14 protein-coding genes and 1 pseudogene are annotated in these 16,248 nt (G+C 59.7%); 10 read left to right on the forward strand and 5 right to left on the reverse strand.

All coding sequences use genetic code 11. The features are described 5' to 3' along the window. Window positions 1–14: 14 nt before the first annotated feature. The 3 genes from VC35_RS11610 to VC35_RS11620 all read left to right on the forward strand — a co-directional run bounded on the left by VC35_RS11610 (window position 15) and on the right by VC35_RS11620 (window position 4,933). Entirely contained in the window at window positions 15–1,385 is a 1,371-nt protein-coding gene (locus VC35_RS11610; RefSeq protein WP_046040116.1) for a DUF1329 domain-containing protein, read from the forward strand. A 141-nt stretch (window positions 1,386–1,526) separates the two neighbouring features. After that, window positions 1,527–4,070, forward strand: a complete 2,544-nt coding sequence (locus tag VC35_RS11615; RefSeq protein ID WP_046040117.1) for a LuxR C-terminal-related transcriptional regulator — start codon at window positions 1,527–1,529, stop codon at window positions 4,068–4,070. 173 nt (window positions 4,071–4,243) lie between these two features. Then, window positions 4,244–4,933 carry a hypothetical protein gene (locus VC35_RS11620; protein ID WP_046040118.1) on the forward strand — a complete coding sequence of 230 codons (690 nt, stop codon included), beginning with the start codon at window positions 4,244–4,246 and terminating at the stop codon, window positions 4,931–4,933. 3 nt (window positions 4,934–4,936) lie between these two features. Here VC35_RS11620 and VC35_RS11625 read toward each other — a convergent pair whose 3' ends face one another. Continuing rightward, window positions 4,937–5,722, reverse strand: a complete 786-nt coding sequence (locus tag VC35_RS11625) for an IclR family transcriptional regulator (protein ID WP_046040119.1) — start codon at window positions 5,720–5,722, stop codon at window positions 4,937–4,939. A gap of 165 nt (window positions 5,723–5,887) precedes the next feature. On the opposite strand from VC35_RS11625, the gene hmgA reads away from it, so the two are divergent. Genes hmgA through maiA form a run of 3 tightly spaced genes read left to right on the forward strand, consistent with a single transcriptional unit; the run spans window position 5,888 to window position 9,148 of the window. Then, a complete protein-coding gene (gene hmgA, locus VC35_RS11630; RefSeq protein ID WP_046040120.1) occupies window positions 5,888–7,192 on the forward strand; it encodes a homogentisate 1,2-dioxygenase in 1,305 nt (434 codons plus the stop codon). Window positions 7,193–7,195: 3 nt separating this feature from the next. Continuing rightward, window positions 7,196–8,500: a fumarylacetoacetase gene (gene fahA, locus VC35_RS11635; protein ID WP_046040121.1), complete on the forward strand. Its 1,305-nt coding sequence runs from the start codon at window positions 7,196–7,198 to the stop codon at window positions 8,498–8,500. 12 nt (window positions 8,501–8,512) lie between these two features. Continuing rightward, window positions 8,513–9,148 (forward strand): maleylacetoacetate isomerase, encoded by a 636-nt coding sequence (gene maiA, locus VC35_RS11640; RefSeq protein WP_046040122.1) that lies wholly within the window; start codon window positions 8,513–8,515, stop codon window positions 9,146–9,148. Between the two features lie 84 nt (window positions 9,149–9,232). On the opposite strand, the gene VC35_RS11645 is transcribed toward maiA, so the two are convergent. Next, complete coding sequence (locus VC35_RS11645) at window positions 9,233–10,036, reverse strand: SirB1 family protein (RefSeq protein WP_046040124.1); 804 nt, start codon at window positions 10,034–10,036, stop codon at window positions 9,233–9,235. A gap of 183 nt (window positions 10,037–10,219) precedes the next feature. Between VC35_RS11645 and VC35_RS11650 the strand changes: the two genes are divergently transcribed. Next, a complete protein-coding gene (locus tag VC35_RS11650) occupies window positions 10,220–11,239 on the forward strand; it encodes a Glu/Leu/Phe/Val dehydrogenase family protein (RefSeq protein WP_046040126.1) in 1,020 nt (339 codons plus the stop codon). 188 nt (window positions 11,240–11,427) lie between these two features. Here the strand turns inward: VC35_RS11650 and VC35_RS11655 are convergent. Next, window positions 11,428–11,667 (reverse strand): annotated as a pseudogene (locus tag VC35_RS11655) (YebG family protein); the annotation flags it as partial. A gap of 276 nt (window positions 11,668–11,943) precedes the next feature. On the opposite strand from VC35_RS11655, the gene VC35_RS11660 reads away from it, so the two are divergent. Further along, the gene (locus tag VC35_RS11660) at window positions 11,944–12,444 is read left to right on the forward strand and encodes a phosphate-starvation-inducible protein PsiE (protein ID WP_046040131.1); all 501 of its coding nucleotides are present in this window, start codon (window positions 11,944–11,946) and stop codon (window positions 12,442–12,444) included. Here VC35_RS11660 and VC35_RS11665 read toward each other — a convergent pair. Together VC35_RS11665 and VC35_RS11670 are read right to left on the reverse strand one after the other, a co-directional pair. After that, window positions 12,441–12,758: a DUF3509 domain-containing protein gene (locus tag VC35_RS11665; RefSeq protein ID WP_046040134.1), complete on the reverse strand. Its 318-nt coding sequence runs from the start codon at window positions 12,756–12,758 to the stop codon at window positions 12,441–12,443. The genes VC35_RS11660 and VC35_RS11665 overlap by 4 nt on opposite strands. Window positions 12,759–13,000: 242 nt before the next feature. Beyond that, on the reverse strand, window positions 13,001–14,377 hold the full coding sequence (locus VC35_RS11670) for an L-serine ammonia-lyase (RefSeq protein ID WP_046040136.1): 1,377 nt from the start codon (window positions 14,375–14,377) through the stop codon (window positions 13,001–13,003). Window positions 14,378–14,512: 135 nt separating this feature from the next. Here VC35_RS11670 and VC35_RS11675 point away from each other — a divergent pair, with 135 nt between their 5' ends. Both VC35_RS11675 and VC35_RS11680 read left to right on the forward strand, forming a co-directional pair. Next, entirely contained in the window at window positions 14,513–15,460 is a 948-nt protein-coding gene (locus VC35_RS11675) for a LysR substrate-binding domain-containing protein (protein WP_046040138.1), read from the forward strand. A gap of 214 nt (window positions 15,461–15,674) precedes the next feature. After that, entirely contained in the window at window positions 15,675–16,082 is a 408-nt protein-coding gene (locus tag VC35_RS11680) for an HPF/RaiA family ribosome-associated protein (protein ID WP_046040140.1), read from the forward strand. Window positions 16,083–16,248 lie beyond the last annotated feature (166 nt).

Genomic DNA, 16,248 nt, shown 5'->3' on the forward strand with positions numbered 1-16,248 from the left:
AAAGGATGAATTCAATGCGCAAGATGATTCTGCAATTGGGCACCGTTCTGGCCCTGAGTCTGCTGGCCGCCAATGTGATGGCCGCGGTGTCGCCGGAAGAAGCCAGCAAGCTCGGCACCAGCCTTACACCGCTCGGTGCCGAGAAGACCGGCAATGCCGATGGCTCGATTCCGGCCTGGACCGGCGGCATCTCGAAAAACGCTGGCGCGGTGGATAGCAAAGGTTTCCTGGCCGACCCGTTCGCCAACGAAAAACCCTTGTTCGTGATCACCGCGGCGACCGTCGACAAGTACAAGGACAAGCTCTCCGACGGCCAGATCGCGATGTTCAAGCGCTATCCAGAGACTTACAGGATTCCGGTCTATCCCAGCCATCGCACCGTGGCGTTACCGGCAGAAATCTATGAGTCGGCCAAGCGCAGTGCACTGAACGTAACACCGATCAACGACGGTAACGGTCTGGCCAACTTCACCGGCAATCGCTACTACGCGTTCCCGATCCCGAAGAATGGCGTGGAAGTGATCTGGAACCATGTCACTCGTTACCACGGCGGCAATCTGCGCCGCACCATCACCCAGGCGACACCGCAGTCCAATGGCGACTTCACCGTGATCCGCTTCAAGGACGAGGTCGCCGTGCCGTCGTTGCTCAGCGATCTGAAACCGGGCAGCGACGATAACGTCCTCAACTACTTCAAGCAGGAAGTGACCGCGCCGGCGCGGCTGGCGGGCAACGTGTTGCTGGTCCACGAGACCCTCGACCAGGTCAAGGAGCCGCGCAAGGCCTGGATCTACAACGCAGGCCAGCGCCGGGTACGGCGTGCGCCACAGGTCGCTTATGACGGCGTCGGCACCTCATCCGACGGCCTGCGCACCACCGACAACTTCGACATGTTTTCCGGCGCGCCGGATCGCTACGACTGGAAACTGATCGGCAAGAAGGAGATGTACATCCCTTACAACAGCTACAAGCTCGACTCGCCAGACCTCAAGTACACCGATGTGATCAAGGCCGGGCACATCAATCAGGACCTGACTCGCTATGAGTTGCACCGGGTCTGGGAGGTTGTCGCCACGGTCAAGCCGAGCGAACGGCACGTGTACGCCAAGCGCCACATGTACATCGATGAAGACAGCTGGCAAGTGGCGCTGGCCGACCACTACGACGGGCGTGGCCAGCTCTGGCGTGTCGCCGAAGGGCATGCCCAGTTCTACTACGATCACCAGGTTCCGGCCTATACCGTCGAAGCGCTGTATGACCTGATCGCCGGCCGCTATATCGCCTTGGGAATGAAGAACGAAGAGAAGCGCAGCTTCGAATTCAACATCGATGCAAAAGCGGGGGACTACACGCCAGCAGCCTTGCGTAGCACGGGGGTTCGGTAGGTTTCCTACAGGCTCCTACACAAAAGGGTGACTTTGCGGTCACCTTTTTTATAGCGGTCGATCAGTGTGTTGAATACTTCTTCAACAAGCGCTCGGGAGGGGGCTAGGGTGGCGCCAGAATTATAAAAAAGGCGCACCACAATGACTGCAATGACGCACTGTCTGGACCGCCCTGGCTTTCTGCCCCGACTGTCGTCCCATCATTTGTCCCGCGAGCGGCTGATCGAGCCCATGCTGGTTTCGACCGCGCGGGTGAAGTTGCTTTGCGCACCGGCCGGTAGTGGCAAGAGCGCGTTGCTCACCGAATGCCTGCTACGGGCGCCGGAACACTTCCGGGTCTGTTGGCTGCCGCTGGCGGGGGCGTCCTTGAGCACAGTCGATTTTCTGTTGCGCCTGACGCAAGCGCTGGGCCTGCCCTCGACGGATGAGCCCGGGCTGCTGGCGCATCTGGCCCGATTACAGGCGCCGGTCTGGCTGTTTATCGATGATTACTGCCGGGCACCCAATCCGGAACTCGACCGGATGCTCGATCGCCTGTTGGCCGTCGCCAGCCCGGCACTGACCTGGTGGATGAGTTCCCGTCGACGACCACCCTGCAACTGGCCGCGGCTGCTGCTCGATGATGAGTTGTACGAGTGCGAGGGCCGGACGCTGGCGTTTAACGAGGCCGAGGTCGGGCAGTTGCTCGGTCATGTCGAGCCGACCCTGGCGGCACAAACCGCCAAAAGGGTGGTTCAGCGCAGCGGTGGCTGGTGCGCTGGCGTGCGGATCGCGTTGCTCAATGGTTGTCCGTGGTCGGGTGAGCAAGGGCGTTCGGCGACATTGCTCGATTATCTGCAACACGAGTTGTTCAACACCTTGCCGCCGGAGTTGGTCGAGGTCTGGAAGGTGCTGGTTCATCTGCCACGGTTCAACGCCAGCTTGTGCGAGCATCTTTTCGGTACGGGTGAGGGCGCGCAGTGGCTACACGCGTTGCAGGACATGGGCTGCTTCATTGAACCATGGGAAGACTCCGTCGAGTGGTTGCGGGTCTTCGAACCACTGGCCAGGGAGATGCGTGAAGAACCGACCCCGGCCGGGCGATCCTGGCATCGCCGCGCGTGCCAATGGTTCAGCGCCGAAGAAGACTGGCAGGGGGCCTTCGAGCAGGCGTTGCTGGCGCAAGAGCATGAGGTCGCGGTCAGTCTGTTGCAACACTTCAGTTTTGAGCATCTATTCAAGCGTCAGAACGTCAGCTGGTTACTCAAGCTGCACGAGCAACTGGGTGAACAGTTGACCCTGGGCACGCCGCAACGGGTGGGGTTGATCACTGCAGCATTGCTGTTTGCCGGGCGTTTCGAGCAGGCGGCTGCCTGCATCGGGCAACTGTCCCGATTTGCCCCGCAACCGACGGCATCCTTGCAACGGCAACTGCTGGCGCGTTGGCAGGCGCAACAGGGTTGGTTGCTGCATTTGCAGGGGCGCCTGCCGGCGGCACGGGCTCATTTTATCGAGGCACTGGACGAACTGGCGGCGGAGGCGTGGCCCGCACGGTTGCTGTGTCTGTCCGGGTTGACCCAGCAAGCGCTGCTCAACGCCGACCTCGATGCCGCTCAGGCCTTCAATCGTGACGCACTGTGCTTGGCGCGGGCACAAGGTTCGTTGCTGTTTGAAGGCTTGCTTGAACTCGATCATGCACAGTTGCTGGAACAGCGTGGTGCACCGCGGCGAGCGGGGCAGTTGCTGGCCGACATCCATGAAATGCTCGGACGGCAGGCTGATCGACCGATGCCGTTGCTGGGACGAATCGCCTTGCGGCGTGGGCGGTTGGCCCTCTGCCAGGGCCAGGATGAATTGGCCGGTGAATGTTTCCAGGCGGGCCTTGATGACTGCCTGCACAGTCAGGACAAACACGTGTTGTACGGGTTTCTCGGGCAGGCGCAACTGGCGGCCAATGAACGTGATTACGCCCAAGCATTTGATCGTCTGCGCGAGGCCGAACGGTTGATGCAGCAACGGCAGATCCCCGACACTGTTTATCGCGGCGTGCTGCTGCAAATCAGCAGTCATTTCTGGCTGCAACAAGGGCGACCGGAGCTGGCGCGGGAGGCGCTGACCCGGGTCTTGCGTCATTACCGCGGGGCCCACGCGCGCCAGGCACCGCCGGCTACACTGCAACTGATTGCGCGTATCGAATACCAGTTGGTGTTGGCCGAGACTCAACTGCAACTGGTGCAACGTCCACTGGATCGACTCAAGGCGTTACTCGAGCACGCGCAACAACACGCCATGGTGGCGCTGGAAACGGAGCTGCAATTGGCCATCTGCGAAGTGGCGGACCTGACGGGTGAACCGGACATGGCCCACGCAGCACTGGAGGCCGGACTGGCGTTGGTCAAACGTTGTCAGGGGCAACAGGCATTGCGTGATTTGAACTTGCGTCAGCCGAGCCTGATCAGTCGTTTACAAGGCGAGGAGACGGTGACCGCGCGGGCCCTGGATGCCAGCCTGCTGAGTATTCGGGAACTGGAAGTGCTCGGCCTGATTGCCCAGGGCAGTTCCAATCAGCAAATTGCCGAGCAGTTGTTCATTTCGTTGCATACGGTGAAAACCCATGCCCGGCGCATTCACAGTAAGTTGGGTGTGGAACGGCGTACACAGGCAGTTGCCATGGCGAAGAAGTTGGGGTTGATAATGCAGGTCTGATAGTTGTTGGTTTTTAGTCGGGAAATTAATTAAAACATACTGTCGCGTGCATAAATAACTGTGTTGATTAGTATGGTCAGTGGCGCTGGCAAATAAGCAATTGGTTGCGATGTCAGTACATTGAACGACAGGTCGAGCAGGATGCTCGGCTCTTAACGTGACAGGAAGTCTGTATGAGTGACAGTTTTTTTTCTAACAGTAAGATTGTGCTATTGAAGCGTATTCGTGCGGATTTCGCCGTCGAGGTGCTGTTGACTGAACGCTTGGGGGAACTCGGGATCAACCCGTTCAAGACCTATCTGAATACGCTGGTTGATATTCTTGGCACTGACGTCAGCGAGTCCAGGACGTTATTCGATGAGACGCTGGAGTGGGTTGAGAAAGAGTCACTGCCTAATTATATTCAGGGTATCAATGGGGTCTTCAATCGGCCATATACTTTTGAGCGGGAACATCAGGTTGAAGGACTGGATCTGATAGAGTTTGAAAGAATAGTAATGGATACCGTCCGTTGGTTGATCGATGCGCCCTCAATCAATCTTTCAAAACGCTCGATCAAGGTTTCTGGTCTTGAACAGGTCCATGCAGCGTTAAAGTATCAGATCCCGGAAATCAATATTGATAACGTGTACTTGACCAGCTTTGTGACTGAGCCGGACGGGCGAAAGATACTTCAATCCAGAAGTCTGGCCGAAGATATCTTTGCTCATTTTCAACATGATGAAATTCCTTACTATCACGGCGAAGGACTGGGCGTTTATTCGGTCGCCTACAGTTCCCGGGAATCTGATGTGCATCCGCAACTCACGATCAAGGACATCAGCGACCTGGTGATCGAAATTGCTCCGGATTTCCTGATCTGAAACTCAGGGACTTTCGTAGCCCATTCTCCAACTGATGGCCCGTGTCGCAGCCAGTAACCGCTGCGCCGCCGGGCCGTTTTCATCGGCATGGAACAGCGAGGTCGGCCCGACCACGGTCAGTACTGCCGCGATCCTGCCCATGGCGTTGAACACCGGTGCCGACAGGGCATCCACTCCCGGCATCAACAATCCATGCACATGATGCAGGCCCCGATGGCGAATCTGTTCGCTCATCGTTGTATAGGCCTGATCATCCGCCAGGGCGTGGGCGGTAACGTTTTGCAGTTCCTGTTTACGCAGATCCACGGTTTCACGCGCAGGCAAGTAAGCGCCAAACACCAGTCCCGTCGAAGAACTGAGCAATGGCAACACCGAGCCCAGTTGTGTCACCACAGTCACTGCACGCACCGCCGGTTCGATATGCACCACGGTCGCGCCCTGATTGCCCCACACCGCCAGAAAACAGGTTTCGTTCAAGTCATCGCGCAGTTCAGCCAGGGGCAGGGCGGCGACTTTCAGCACGTCCATACTGTTGAGTGCCGCCAACCCTACGCGCAAGGCTTCGCGGCCCAGGCCGTAATGGTTGGTGGCGGCGTTCTGTTCGGCGAATCCGCTGGCGATCAAGGCCTGCAAATAGCGGTGAACCTTGCTCGCCGGCATCTGCACGTGTTCGGCCAGGCGCGACAGCGAAGTCGAGGGCGACAACTCGGCCAGAGCCTTGAGGATGTCGGTGCCAACCTCGGCCGAGCGGACTTTCTGTTTGCCGTTGCTGTCGCTGGTCTTTTCCATGGTGGTGCTGTGATCCCGGGACGAATGGGCGTCTTTATAGCTTGACGGTCAATACCAATCAAATTACGTTATGCGTAATTAGATTACGATAAAAACAACCCAGGCGTGCCTCGACCTCTGCAACAGAGCGAGCGGCCACTGCCGACTCCCTGTTCAGGAGGCTCCATGAACCCCGATTCAACGACGCCAGCGCTGGCCTACCAGTCAGGCTTCGGCAACGAATTCAGCAGCGAAGCGTTGCCCGGCGCACTGCCTGTCGGCCAGAACTCCCCGCAAAAAGCCCCGTACGGCCTTTACACCGAACTGTTCTCCGGCACGGCGTTCACCATGGCGCGCAGCGAGGCGCGGCGGACCTGGATGTACCGCATTCAACCGTCGGCCAATCACCCGGCATTCGTCAAACTGGACCGGCAACTGGCTGGCGGCCCGCTGGGTGAGGTGACTCCCAACCGCCTGCGCTGGAACCCGCTGGATATTCCCGCCGAGCCGACCGATTTCATCGACGGCCTGGTGAGCATGGCCGCCAACTCGGGCGCAGAAAAACCGGCCGGGATCAGCATCTATAACTACCGCGCCAACCGTTCCATGGAGCGCGTGTTCTTCAATGCTGACGGCGAGATGTTGCTGGTGCCTGAACTGGGGCGCCTGCGCATTGCCACCGAACTCGGCGTGCTTGAACTGGAGCCTTTGGAAATTGCCGTACTGCCTCGCGGCCTTAAATTCCGCATCGAACTGCTCGACCCGCAAGCCCGCGGTTACGTCGCCGAAAACCATGGTGCGCCGCTGCGGCTGCCGGACCTGGGGCCGATTGGCAGCAATGGCCTGGCCAATCCGCGGGACTTCCTGACCCCGGTGGCGGCCTACGAAAACCTGCAACAACCCACCACGCTGGTGCAGAAGTTCCTCGGCGAGTTGTGGGCCTGCGAGCTCAATCATTCGCCGCTCAACGTGGTCGCCTGGCACGGTAACAACGTGCCGTACAAATATGACCTACGCCGCTTCAATACCATCGGCACTGTCAGTTTCGATCACCCCGATCCGTCGATCTTCACCGTGCTGACTTCGCCAACGAGCGTACACGGCCTGGCCAACCTCGACTTCGTGATCTTCCCGCCACGCTGGATGGTGGCCGAGAAAACCTTCCGTCCACCGTGGTTTCATCGCAACCTGATGAACGAGTACATGGGTTTGATCCAGGGCGAATATGACGCCAAGGCCGAAGGCTTTGTGCCCGGCGGTGCTTCGTTGCACAGCTGCATGAGCGCCCACGGTCCCGACGGAGAGACTTGCACCAAGGCGATCAACGCTGACCTCAAACCGGCGAAAATCGACAACACCATGGCGTTCATGTTCGAGACCAGCCAGGTGTTGCGCCCAAGCCGTTTCGCCCTCGACTGTCCGCAACTGCAAAACACTTACGACGCCTGTTGGGCCACGCTGCCCGCCACTTTCGACCCGACCCGGAGATAACCCATGACGCAGACTTCCATCACTCGCAGCTGGGTTGCATCCGCTAACGGCCACGCGGATTTCCCCCTGCAAAACCTGCCACTGGGCGTGTTCAGCGTCAATGGCTCGGCACCGCGCAGTGGCGTGGCCATTGGCGAACATGTCTTTGACCTGCAAGCGGCCCTTGAGGCCGGGTTGTTCGATGGCGCCGCGAAAGCGGCGGTCGAAGCCACCCGTGGCGGCCAGCTGAATGCGTTCTTCGAACTGGGCCGCGAGGCTCGCGTCGCGTTGCGCGAGCGTTTGCTGGAACTGTTTGCCGAGGGCAGCACCCTGCACGGCAAGATCGAAGCCCAGGGCGCAAAACTGCTGCCGTTGGCGGCGGATTGCGAGATGCACCTGCCGGCGAAAATCAACGATTACACCGATTTCTATGTCGGCATCGAGCATGCGCAGAACGTCGGCAAACTGTTCCGTCCGGACAACCCGCTGCTGCCGAACTACAAGTACGTGCCAATCGGCTACCACGGTCGTGCGTCGACCATTCGCCCGTCCGGTACCGACGTACGCCGCCCGAAAGGCCAGACATTGCCGGCCGGACAGAGCGAACCGACCTTTGGCCCTTGCGCGCGCCTGGACTACGAACTGGAGCTGGGCATCTGGATCGGCCAGGGCAACGACATGGGCGACTCGATTGCCATTGGCGACGCCGCCGATCACATCGCCGGTTTCTGCCTGCTCAACGACTGGTCGGCACGGGACATCCAGGCCTGGGAATACCAGCCGCTGGGGCCGTTCCTGTCGAAAAGCTTCATCACCAGCATCTCGCCGTGGGTGGTCACCGCCGAAGCGCTGGAGCCGTTCCGTCGTGCCCAACCTGCGCGTCCCCAGGGCGATCCACAGCCACTGCCGTACCTGCTCGACAAACGCGATCAGGCCGCTGGCGCATTCGACATCGAACTGGAAGTGTTGCTGCTCACCGAGGCCATGCGCGAACAGAACCTGCCAGCCCATCGCCTGACTCTGAGCAACACCGGGCACATGTACTGGACCGTGGCGCAAATGGTTGCTCATCACAGCGTCAACGGTTGCCAATTGCAGGCCGGTGACCTGTTCGGCTCGGGCACCTTGTCGGGGCCGGAAAACGGTCAGTTCGGCAGCCTGCTGGAAATCTCCGAAGGCGGTAAAAAGCCGATCGAGCTGGCTTCGGGCGAAGTGCGTAAATTCCTTGAAGACGGTGATGAAATCATCCTGCGCGGCCGTTGCCGCCGCGACGGTTTTGCTTCCATCGGTTTCGGCGAATGCCGCGGTAAAGTGCTGCCGGCGCGTTAACAGGAGCGGGGCATGGACCTCTATACCTACTACCGTTCGACATCTTCGTACCGGGTGCGTATCGCGTTGGTGCTCAAGGGCCTGGATTATCAATCCTTGCCGGTCAACCTGATCGCACCGCAGGGTGGCGAGCATCGACAGCCGTCTTATCTGGGCATCAACCCGCAGGGCCGCGTACCGGCCTTGCGTACCGATGAAGGCGAGTTGCTGATCCAGTCTCCCGCGATCATCGAGTACCTGGAGGAACGTTATCCACAGGTGCCACTGCTGTCCAAAGACCTGGCTGCTCGTGCTCACGAGCGCGGCGTGGCGGCAGTGATCGGCTGCGATGTGCACCCGCTGCACAACGTCAGCGTGCTCAATCGGCTGCGCCAGTCGGGCCACGACGAACCGCAGGTGGTGGAGTGGATTGGCCACTGGATCAGCCAGGGGCTGGCCACGGTGGAGCAGTTGATCGGTGATGACGGTTATTGCTTCGGTCCCGAACCTGGGCTGGCGGACGTCTACCTGATCCCGCAGCTGTACGCGGCCGAGCGTTTCAACGTATCCCTTGAGGCTTATCCGCGAATCCGGCGAGTGGCGGCATTGGCGGCGACTCACCCGGCGTTCATCAAGGCGCATCCGGCGAATCAGCCAGATACGCCTTAAGTCAGAAGCAGGATCAAAAGATCGCTGCCTGCGGCATTTCCTACCCCGATCCTCGGAGCTGCCGCAGGCTGCGATCTTTTGCTTTTAATGGACGATGGAATTGGGCGGCAAATGCCCCAGTCGTTCCGTCAGGCGAATCCGCTGGATCGGGTCGTCGCTGAGCAGCAGCGCATGCTCCAGGTCAAAACGCTCGGCGTTCGGGCAGTCCAGCCGTTGGTACAGGCTGGCCCGGGCCAGATAGTCGGCGGCAGTGGCATTGCCCAGTTCCAGGACGCGCTCGGCGTCGATCAAGGCATTGATGAAATCTTCGTGGGACAGGTACAGCTGGCGCAGGTTGCGCGACAGCCGTTGCAGCATCTGCACCGGCTCGGCGGTTACCAGGTGCTCGGCGCTGAGCTTAATGTTCGGGCCATACTGGCGGTGCAGCAGTTCCCGACAATCGTTCGGATAAAGGCGACGGCCGCCGCAGGGGTCGAGCAAATGATCGGCGCCCGGCACCCGCAGCAGGAAATGCCCGGGGAAGTTGACCCCGACCATGGGAATCTCCAGGCCCTTGGCCAACTCCAGCGCAATCAGCCCCAACGTCAAGGGTTGCCCTCGTCGGCGCTCCAGTACCTTGTCAAGCAGTGCCACTTGCGGGCGCAAAGGTGTGAAGTCGTCCTGGGCGAAGCCAATATCATTCATGCGCCGCAGCAGTGGCTGGGCCAGTTCACTGACCGGCAGCATCGGCAAGCCGCCGCTGACTCGTTGTTGCAACTCCTGGAAATCGGCCATCAACGCTTGCGGCTGCACCTCGCTGTCGTGCTCGGCCGCAATCCACAGTGCCGCCTCGAACAGCGCGGGCGGTGAACGTTGCAGGCAGGCGAAGAACGATTGGCGCGGGGTCATCAAAATCTCCGGGCAATGCCTCGTTTTAGCCCCCTCTCCGGCATTCGTCCAGTGCTGCAAAAGGGCGACCACAGGTTATTTCCGAAAGCCTGCTTCGGGGCCGTGCTTATTCCGGTGCGCTTCTGCAATTTTTGGGCGCAAGCCTATACTGGCGTCTACAAGACGTGATTCGGGAGCCTTACGATGTTCGCTCTCATGCAAAGCACTCGCCTTGAATCGCTGCATCTGAGCGTCGACTCGGTCACCGGGTTGAAGGCGGTCATTGCCATTCATAACAGCCGGCTGGGGCCTGCCCTGGGTGGTTGCCGTTACCTTGCCTACCCCAACGACGAATCGGCGGTCGAGGATGCTGTGCGCCTGGCCCAAGGCATGAGCTACAAGGCTGCGCTGGCCGGTTTGGCCCAGGGCGGCGGCGTGGCGGTGATCGTGCGCCCGGCCCATGTGGAAAACCGTGCGGCGCTGTTCGAAGCCTTCGGACGCTGCATCGAACAGCTCGAGGGCCGTTACATCACTGCCATCGACAGTGGCACGTCAGTGGCGGACATGGATTGCATCGCCCAGCAGACCCAGCACGTCACCAGCACCACCTCGGCGGGCGACCCCGCGCCACACGCGGCGATGGGGGTGTTCACCGGCATCCGCAGTACCGCCATGGCCCGGCTCGGCAGCGACAACCTCGAAGGCCTGCGCGTGGCCATCCAGGGCCTGGGTAATGTCGGGTATGCATTGGCCGAACAGCTGCACGCCGCCGGTGCCGAACTGCTGGTCAGCGACATCGATCACGGCAAGGTGCAACTGGCCATGGAGCAACTCGGCGCGCACCCGATTGCCAACGAAGCACTGCTCAGCACACCTTGCGACATCCTCGCGCCCTGCGGCCTGGGCGGTGTACTCAACAGCCATACCGTGACGCAGTTGCGCTGCTCGGCGGTGGCCGGTTCGGCGAACAATCAGCTGACGCATCTGGATGTCGCCGACCAACTGGAACGCCGCGGCATCCTGTATGCGCCGGATTACGTGATCAACGCCGGTGGGCTGATTTACGTGTCGCTCAAGCACCGCGGCGAAGAACTGTCGACCATCACCGCACACCTGTCGAAAATAAGCTCGCGCCTGACCGAAGTGTTCGCCCACGCCCAGGCGGAAAAACGTTCCCCAGCACGGGTGGCCGACGAGTTGGCGGAGAAAGTGTTGTACCGCTGAATCGGGCATGCGTTATCCACAGGCATGAAAAAGGCCCTGGGTCATTCGACTCAGGGCCTGTTCAATTCGGACTTTGCCTACTTGGCGGCTTTGGGGGCCTTGGCAGGCTTGGCCGGGGTGATCTGCTCTGCGGCCTCAACGACCTCGGTCGCTGCAACAGGTTGTGCGACTTCAACCGGTGCGCTGAGCAGTTCGGACAGGGCGTCCGGCTGGCTCTTGAACGCCTTGGCGAACACATCGCGATTCTTCGCCATGTAGATCCCGGCTTCTTCCACTTGCTGCTCGGTCAGGGACGGAACGGCTTTTTGCAACACTTCAGCCAGCAGTTCGGCCAGTTCGAGCATTTTGTCATGACGGTCAGCTTCGGCTTTATCCATGAACAAGCGCTCCAGATCTCGGCTGCTGCGGTATACCACTTCGACGGCCATTCACCACCTCACATGCCTTCACATTGGTTGTCGATTTCGACTACTGTATCTATATACAGCTAAAGGATAAGCGAAACCCTGCCTTTTGGGTAGTGGCTTTTTAATGTAGACCGGATTCGAGATTTGTCAGGCGAGGCGCTGCACAGGTGCGACCAAACGCCACGGCGCGTAATCCAGAGCGGCTCGCCATCATGGGCTGGCCTTTTTTCTGCATGCAGGAAAACCGTCACGTCCAACCCGCATCATCCGGTCGAATCGACCTAAGGAAGCAGCATCGTGAAAATCAACTGGGCCGAAAAACTGCGGCAGAACGTGCATGAACTGGCCGAGTCCCTGGGCAATCTGTTTGTCGAAACCTTTCACTACATGGCGCTGTTCGCCATTGGTGCGGTGACCGCGTGGGCGGCGGTGATGGAATTTCTCGGGATGATCGAAGAAGGGCACATCAAGATCGATGACATCTTGCTGCTGTTCATCTACCTGGAACTGGGGGCGATGGTCGGGATTTACTTCAAGACCAACCACATGCCCGTGCGCTTCCTGATCTACGTGGCGATCACCGCGCTGACGCGGCTGCTGATTTCCAACGTTTCGCACCACAACCCGCCGGACCTGGGGATCATCTACCTGTGCGGCGGGATTCTGCTGTTGGCGTTTGCGATTCTGGTGGTGCGTTACGCTTCGTCGCAATTTCCTTCGGTGAAGATCGAGAACCCACACCGCAAGACAGGTGCGGGCTCCAGTGAACATCCGGAAGTAGAAAAGGGCGAGCTCTAAAGCCCCATGGCGGGTCGGGGACGGCCATTGGCTGATGGTGGCGGCAGGCTGCGCGTGCCGTCATCGGTCATGGATTCGAGGATGGCCACGGCGCTGTGGCCCTGCTCGATGGCAATGCCGAACTGAATGCTTTGCACCAGTCGTTTCAGGCGCTCGGGGTCATTGCGTTGTTCGGCGCTGATCATGCGCTTTGCGACTACGTGTCCACTGTTGGACAGGGTCAGCATGATGCTGCCATCCAGGCCCTGAATGCTCAGGTTGATCTGGTAATCCGCTGCAAAGGCATCGGTAATGAGCTGGAAAGGGTTGTCCATGATGCGTCACCGCCTGATTGAACGTGCAGTTGTTGACCAGCCGTGATCGGGTTGGTTCGCAATGCCAGACCACCGGCCATCTCGCCATCATTGTTCCAGCAGGGAAGTAGCAAGGCCCATGCCGGAAAATTGTTGGACAAAAAACCGGTAACAAAAAGGCGGGCACTGAGGCCCGCCTGGTTTTTGTCTGCCTTTTGCCTGCCCGTTTCAGGGCAATAACGGCTGGCGTGCAACCTAAACGGTCAACACTCCACCCAGTTCACCGCCAGGCCGCCCCGCGATGTCTCTTTGTACTTGTCGTGCATGTCGGCCCCGGTATCGCGCATGGTGCGGATCACCCGGTCCAGGGAAATGAAGTGTTTGCCGTCGCCGCGCAGGGCCATTTGCGTGGCGTTGATGGCCTTCACGGCAGCGATCGCGTTGCGCTCGATACACGGCACTTGCACCAGTCCGCCAACCGGGTCGCAGGTGAGGCCGAGGTTGTGTTCCAGACCGATTTCGGCGGCGTTTTCCAGTTGCTCCGGGGTGGCGCCAAGCACCTCTGCCAGGCCGGCGGCGGCCATGGCGCAGGCGGAGCCGACTTCACCCTGGCAGCCGACTTCGGCCCCGGAGATCGAGGCGTTTTTCTTGCACAGGATGCCGACCGCAGCGGCGCCCAGGAAAAATGCGACCACGTCATCGTCAGACGCATCGGCATTGAATTTCATGTAGTAGTGCAGCACCGCCGGAATGATCCCCGCCGCACCGTTGGTCGGTGCCGTGACCATACGCCCGCCGGCGGCGTTTTCTTCGTTCACGGCAAGGGCGTACAGGTTGACCCATTCCATTGCCGACAAGGTGGACGTAATGACGTTCGGCTTGCCGATTTCCTGCAGGCTGCGATGCAGTTTCGCCGCTCGACGCGGAACATTCAGACCGCCGGGCAAGATGCCTTCGTGGCGCAAGCCCTGCTCGACGCATTCGCGCATCACCGACCAGATATGCAACAGGCCCTGGCTAATATCTGCGTCACTGCGCCATGCCCGTTCGTTGGCCATCATCAGTTCGCTCACCCGCAGCCCGTGCTGGTTGCAGAGCTTGAGCAGTTCGGCGGCGCTGGAGAAATCGTAAGGCAGCACCACATCCCCGGTCGGTGCGATCCCGGATTCGGCTTCGGCCGCTTCGATGATGAAACCGCCACCCACCGAGTAATAGGTTTGCTCGAACAGTTCGCCGGTTTCACCCAAGGCTGTCAGGGACATGGCATTGGGGTGGTAGGGCAGGCTCTCGTTTAGCAGCAGGAGATCGCGTTGCCAGTCGAAGGCAATTTCCACAGCGCCTGCCAGACACAATTTGCCGGTTTCGCGCAGGGTGTGAATGCGGCTGTCGATGGTGGTGGGATCGATGCGGTCGGGCCATTCGCCCATCAGGCCCATGACGCAGGCGCGGTCCGTTGCGTGGCCGACACCGGTCGCCGACAGAGAACCGTAAAGGCGAATTTCCACGCGTCGCACGTCAGCCAGAAGACCGTGATCGACCAGCGCTTGGGCAAAGGTTGCGGCAGCGCGCATCGGACCGACGGTATGGGAACTGGACGGGCCGATGCCGACTTTGAAGAGATCGAAAACACTGATAGCCATGCTAAAGCCTGCACATTCAATGGAAGGGAAATCGCTGCCATTTCTGTAGGACAAGCGCAATTTGGGCGATACTGCCTGTCACGATCCTGCGTGACCAACGAAAACTCCTAAGACATCCTTTAGCAGGACTAAACGATGAGTCGTCAATTACACGCCCAGACGTATGTCTGGCTGAACGTGTTTGCCTGTGCCGCACGGCACCTGTCGTTCACCCGATGCGCCGAAGAGCTGCACATCACACCGGGAGCGGTCAGCCAGCAGATCCGCCAGCTGGAAGAGCGCCTGGGCTTTCGCCTGTTTCACCGCCGCGCCCGCGGAGTTGAGCTGAGCGCAGAGGGCCAGCGCCTGGCCATTACCGTCAACGAGGCCTTTGGCAGCATCGACGCGGAATTGCGGCGACTGGACGCGGGCATGATCAGCGGGATTCTGCGGGTGCGTTCGATTCCGTCGTTCCTGAGCAAATGGCTGACGCCGCGCCTGCCGCGTTTGCAGCAGCGTTTTCCGGACATTCAGTTGCGCCTGGTGGCCGAGGACAGCAGCGTGCCGTTGCATGAAGGCGACTTCGACCTGGCGATCGACCTGAACGACGGCAGCTACCCGGGCCTGTTATCCACCGCCTTGCTGGATGAACAGATTTTTCCGGTGTGCGCGCCGAGCCTGTTGCGAGGTCGTCCGCCGCTGCACGGTCCGGCAGACCTGATGCACTTTCCCTTGCTGCACGACATCACCGCCTGGCGCGGCAGCTATGAGTACGCGGAATGGGAGTTTTACCTCAATGCCATCGGCTTCGAGGGGGCGGATGTGCGACGCGGGCATACGTTCAATCGCAATCACCTGACGATCGAAGCAGCCATCGCCGGGATGGGCGTGGCGATTGCGCGACGAACGTTGCTCAATGATGAGTTGGAGCGTGGTGCCTTGATCGTGCCGTTTGGCCTGGCGGTGCCCAATCACAAGCGTTACATGCTGCTTTACGCACCGGGGGCGTTGAGCCATCCGGGTGTGCGCGCGGTGCACGATTGGTTGGTGGAGGAGGCGGGTGCTTTTCGCAGCATGCACCCGTTGGGGGAGCGGCAAATGTGAGCAATTATTACGTAAGAGCAGGGCGACCCAACTCCCGACCTTAACAGCGCTTTTACCGGTTGTCCGGCTTTTTTTGCGATTGAAAATTTATCTTTTTTAGGGGGTTGAATTGTTCAGCGTACAGACCGATTGTGTAAGTAAGAGGTCACGGTGATGACGCCCAAGGGCTTAGCTGACCGGCCTCTCGCGAGCTAGCTGAAATAAGGGATGAACTATGCAAATCCAAGTCAATAGCGATAACCATATTCAAGGCAGTAAACGACTGGAGGAGTGGGTACGTACGACCATTGAGAGCACGCTCGAACGCTACGAAGAGGACCTGACACGAGTCGAGGTTCACCTGCGGGACGAGAACGGCGATAAGCCCGGTCCCCACGACATGCGCTGCCAACTGGAGGCGCGGCCAAAAGGCCATCAGCCGGTTTCCGTCACCCATAAGGCCTCCACCATGGAGCAGGCGATCGACGGAGCGGCCACCAAACTTGAACATGCGCTGGAGCATATGTTCGGCAAATTACGCGGCAAACGAGCTAATGTGGTGCCCATCGAGAGTGACGCCCATGCCGACCAGCTGCTGGAAGAAGAGTTTCTTGAGAACGAACAGGCAGCGCTTAACGGCTGACACCTGATTCACTTTTTTACCTTCCCATGAAAACGGGCCTGCATTGCAGGCCCGTTTTGTTTTCGGTGGCTTTTGGATTCCATGGCCATTGGCTGGCTCCGGGGGCAGCCAGGTTTGCGGTGCAGCCAACGGGCGAAATAGGGGCTACACTCGATCCTTTTGCATA

The sequence above is a fragment of the Pseudomonas fluorescens genome, assembly GCF_000967965.1.
Taxonomy (GTDB): domain Bacteria; phylum Pseudomonadota; class Gammaproteobacteria; order Pseudomonadales; family Pseudomonadaceae; genus Aquipseudomonas; species Aquipseudomonas grandcourensis.

Coding starts and splice junctions, on each gene's coding strand:
- VC35_RS11610 (WP_046040116.1), top strand. CDS start 15: ATGCGCAAGATGATTCTGCAATTGGGCACCGTTCTGGCCCTGAGTCTG.
- VC35_RS11615 (WP_046040117.1), top strand. CDS start 1,527: ATGACTGCAATGACGCACTGTCTGGACCGCCCTGGCTTTCTGCCCCGA.
- VC35_RS11620 (WP_046040118.1), top strand. CDS start 4,244: ATGAGTGACAGTTTTTTTTCTAACAGTAAGATTGTGCTATTGAAGCGT.
- VC35_RS11625 (WP_046040119.1), bottom strand. CDS start 5,722: ATGGAAAAGACCAGCGACAGCAACGGCAAACAGAAAGTCCGCTCGGCC.
- hmgA (WP_046040120.1), top strand. CDS start 5,888: ATGAACCCCGATTCAACGACGCCAGCGCTGGCCTACCAGTCAGGCTTC.
- fahA (WP_046040121.1), top strand. CDS start 7,196: ATGACGCAGACTTCCATCACTCGCAGCTGGGTTGCATCCGCTAACGGC.
- maiA (WP_046040122.1), top strand. CDS start 8,513: ATGGACCTCTATACCTACTACCGTTCGACATCTTCGTACCGGGTGCGT.
- VC35_RS11645 (WP_046040124.1), bottom strand. CDS start 10,036: ATGACCCCGCGCCAATCGTTCTTCGCCTGCCTGCAACGTTCACCGCCC.
- VC35_RS11650 (WP_046040126.1), top strand. CDS start 10,220: ATGTTCGCTCTCATGCAAAGCACTCGCCTTGAATCGCTGCATCTGAGC.
- VC35_RS11665 (WP_046040134.1), bottom strand. CDS start 12,758: ATGGACAACCCTTTCCAGCTCATTACCGATGCCTTTGCAGCGGATTAC.
- VC35_RS11670 (WP_046040136.1), bottom strand. CDS start 14,377: ATGGCTATCAGTGTTTTCGATCTCTTCAAAGTCGGCATCGGCCCGTCC.
- VC35_RS11675 (WP_046040138.1), top strand. CDS start 14,513: ATGAGTCGTCAATTACACGCCCAGACGTATGTCTGGCTGAACGTGTTT.
- VC35_RS11680 (WP_046040140.1), top strand. CDS start 15,675: ATGCAAATCCAAGTCAATAGCGATAACCATATTCAAGGCAGTAAACGA.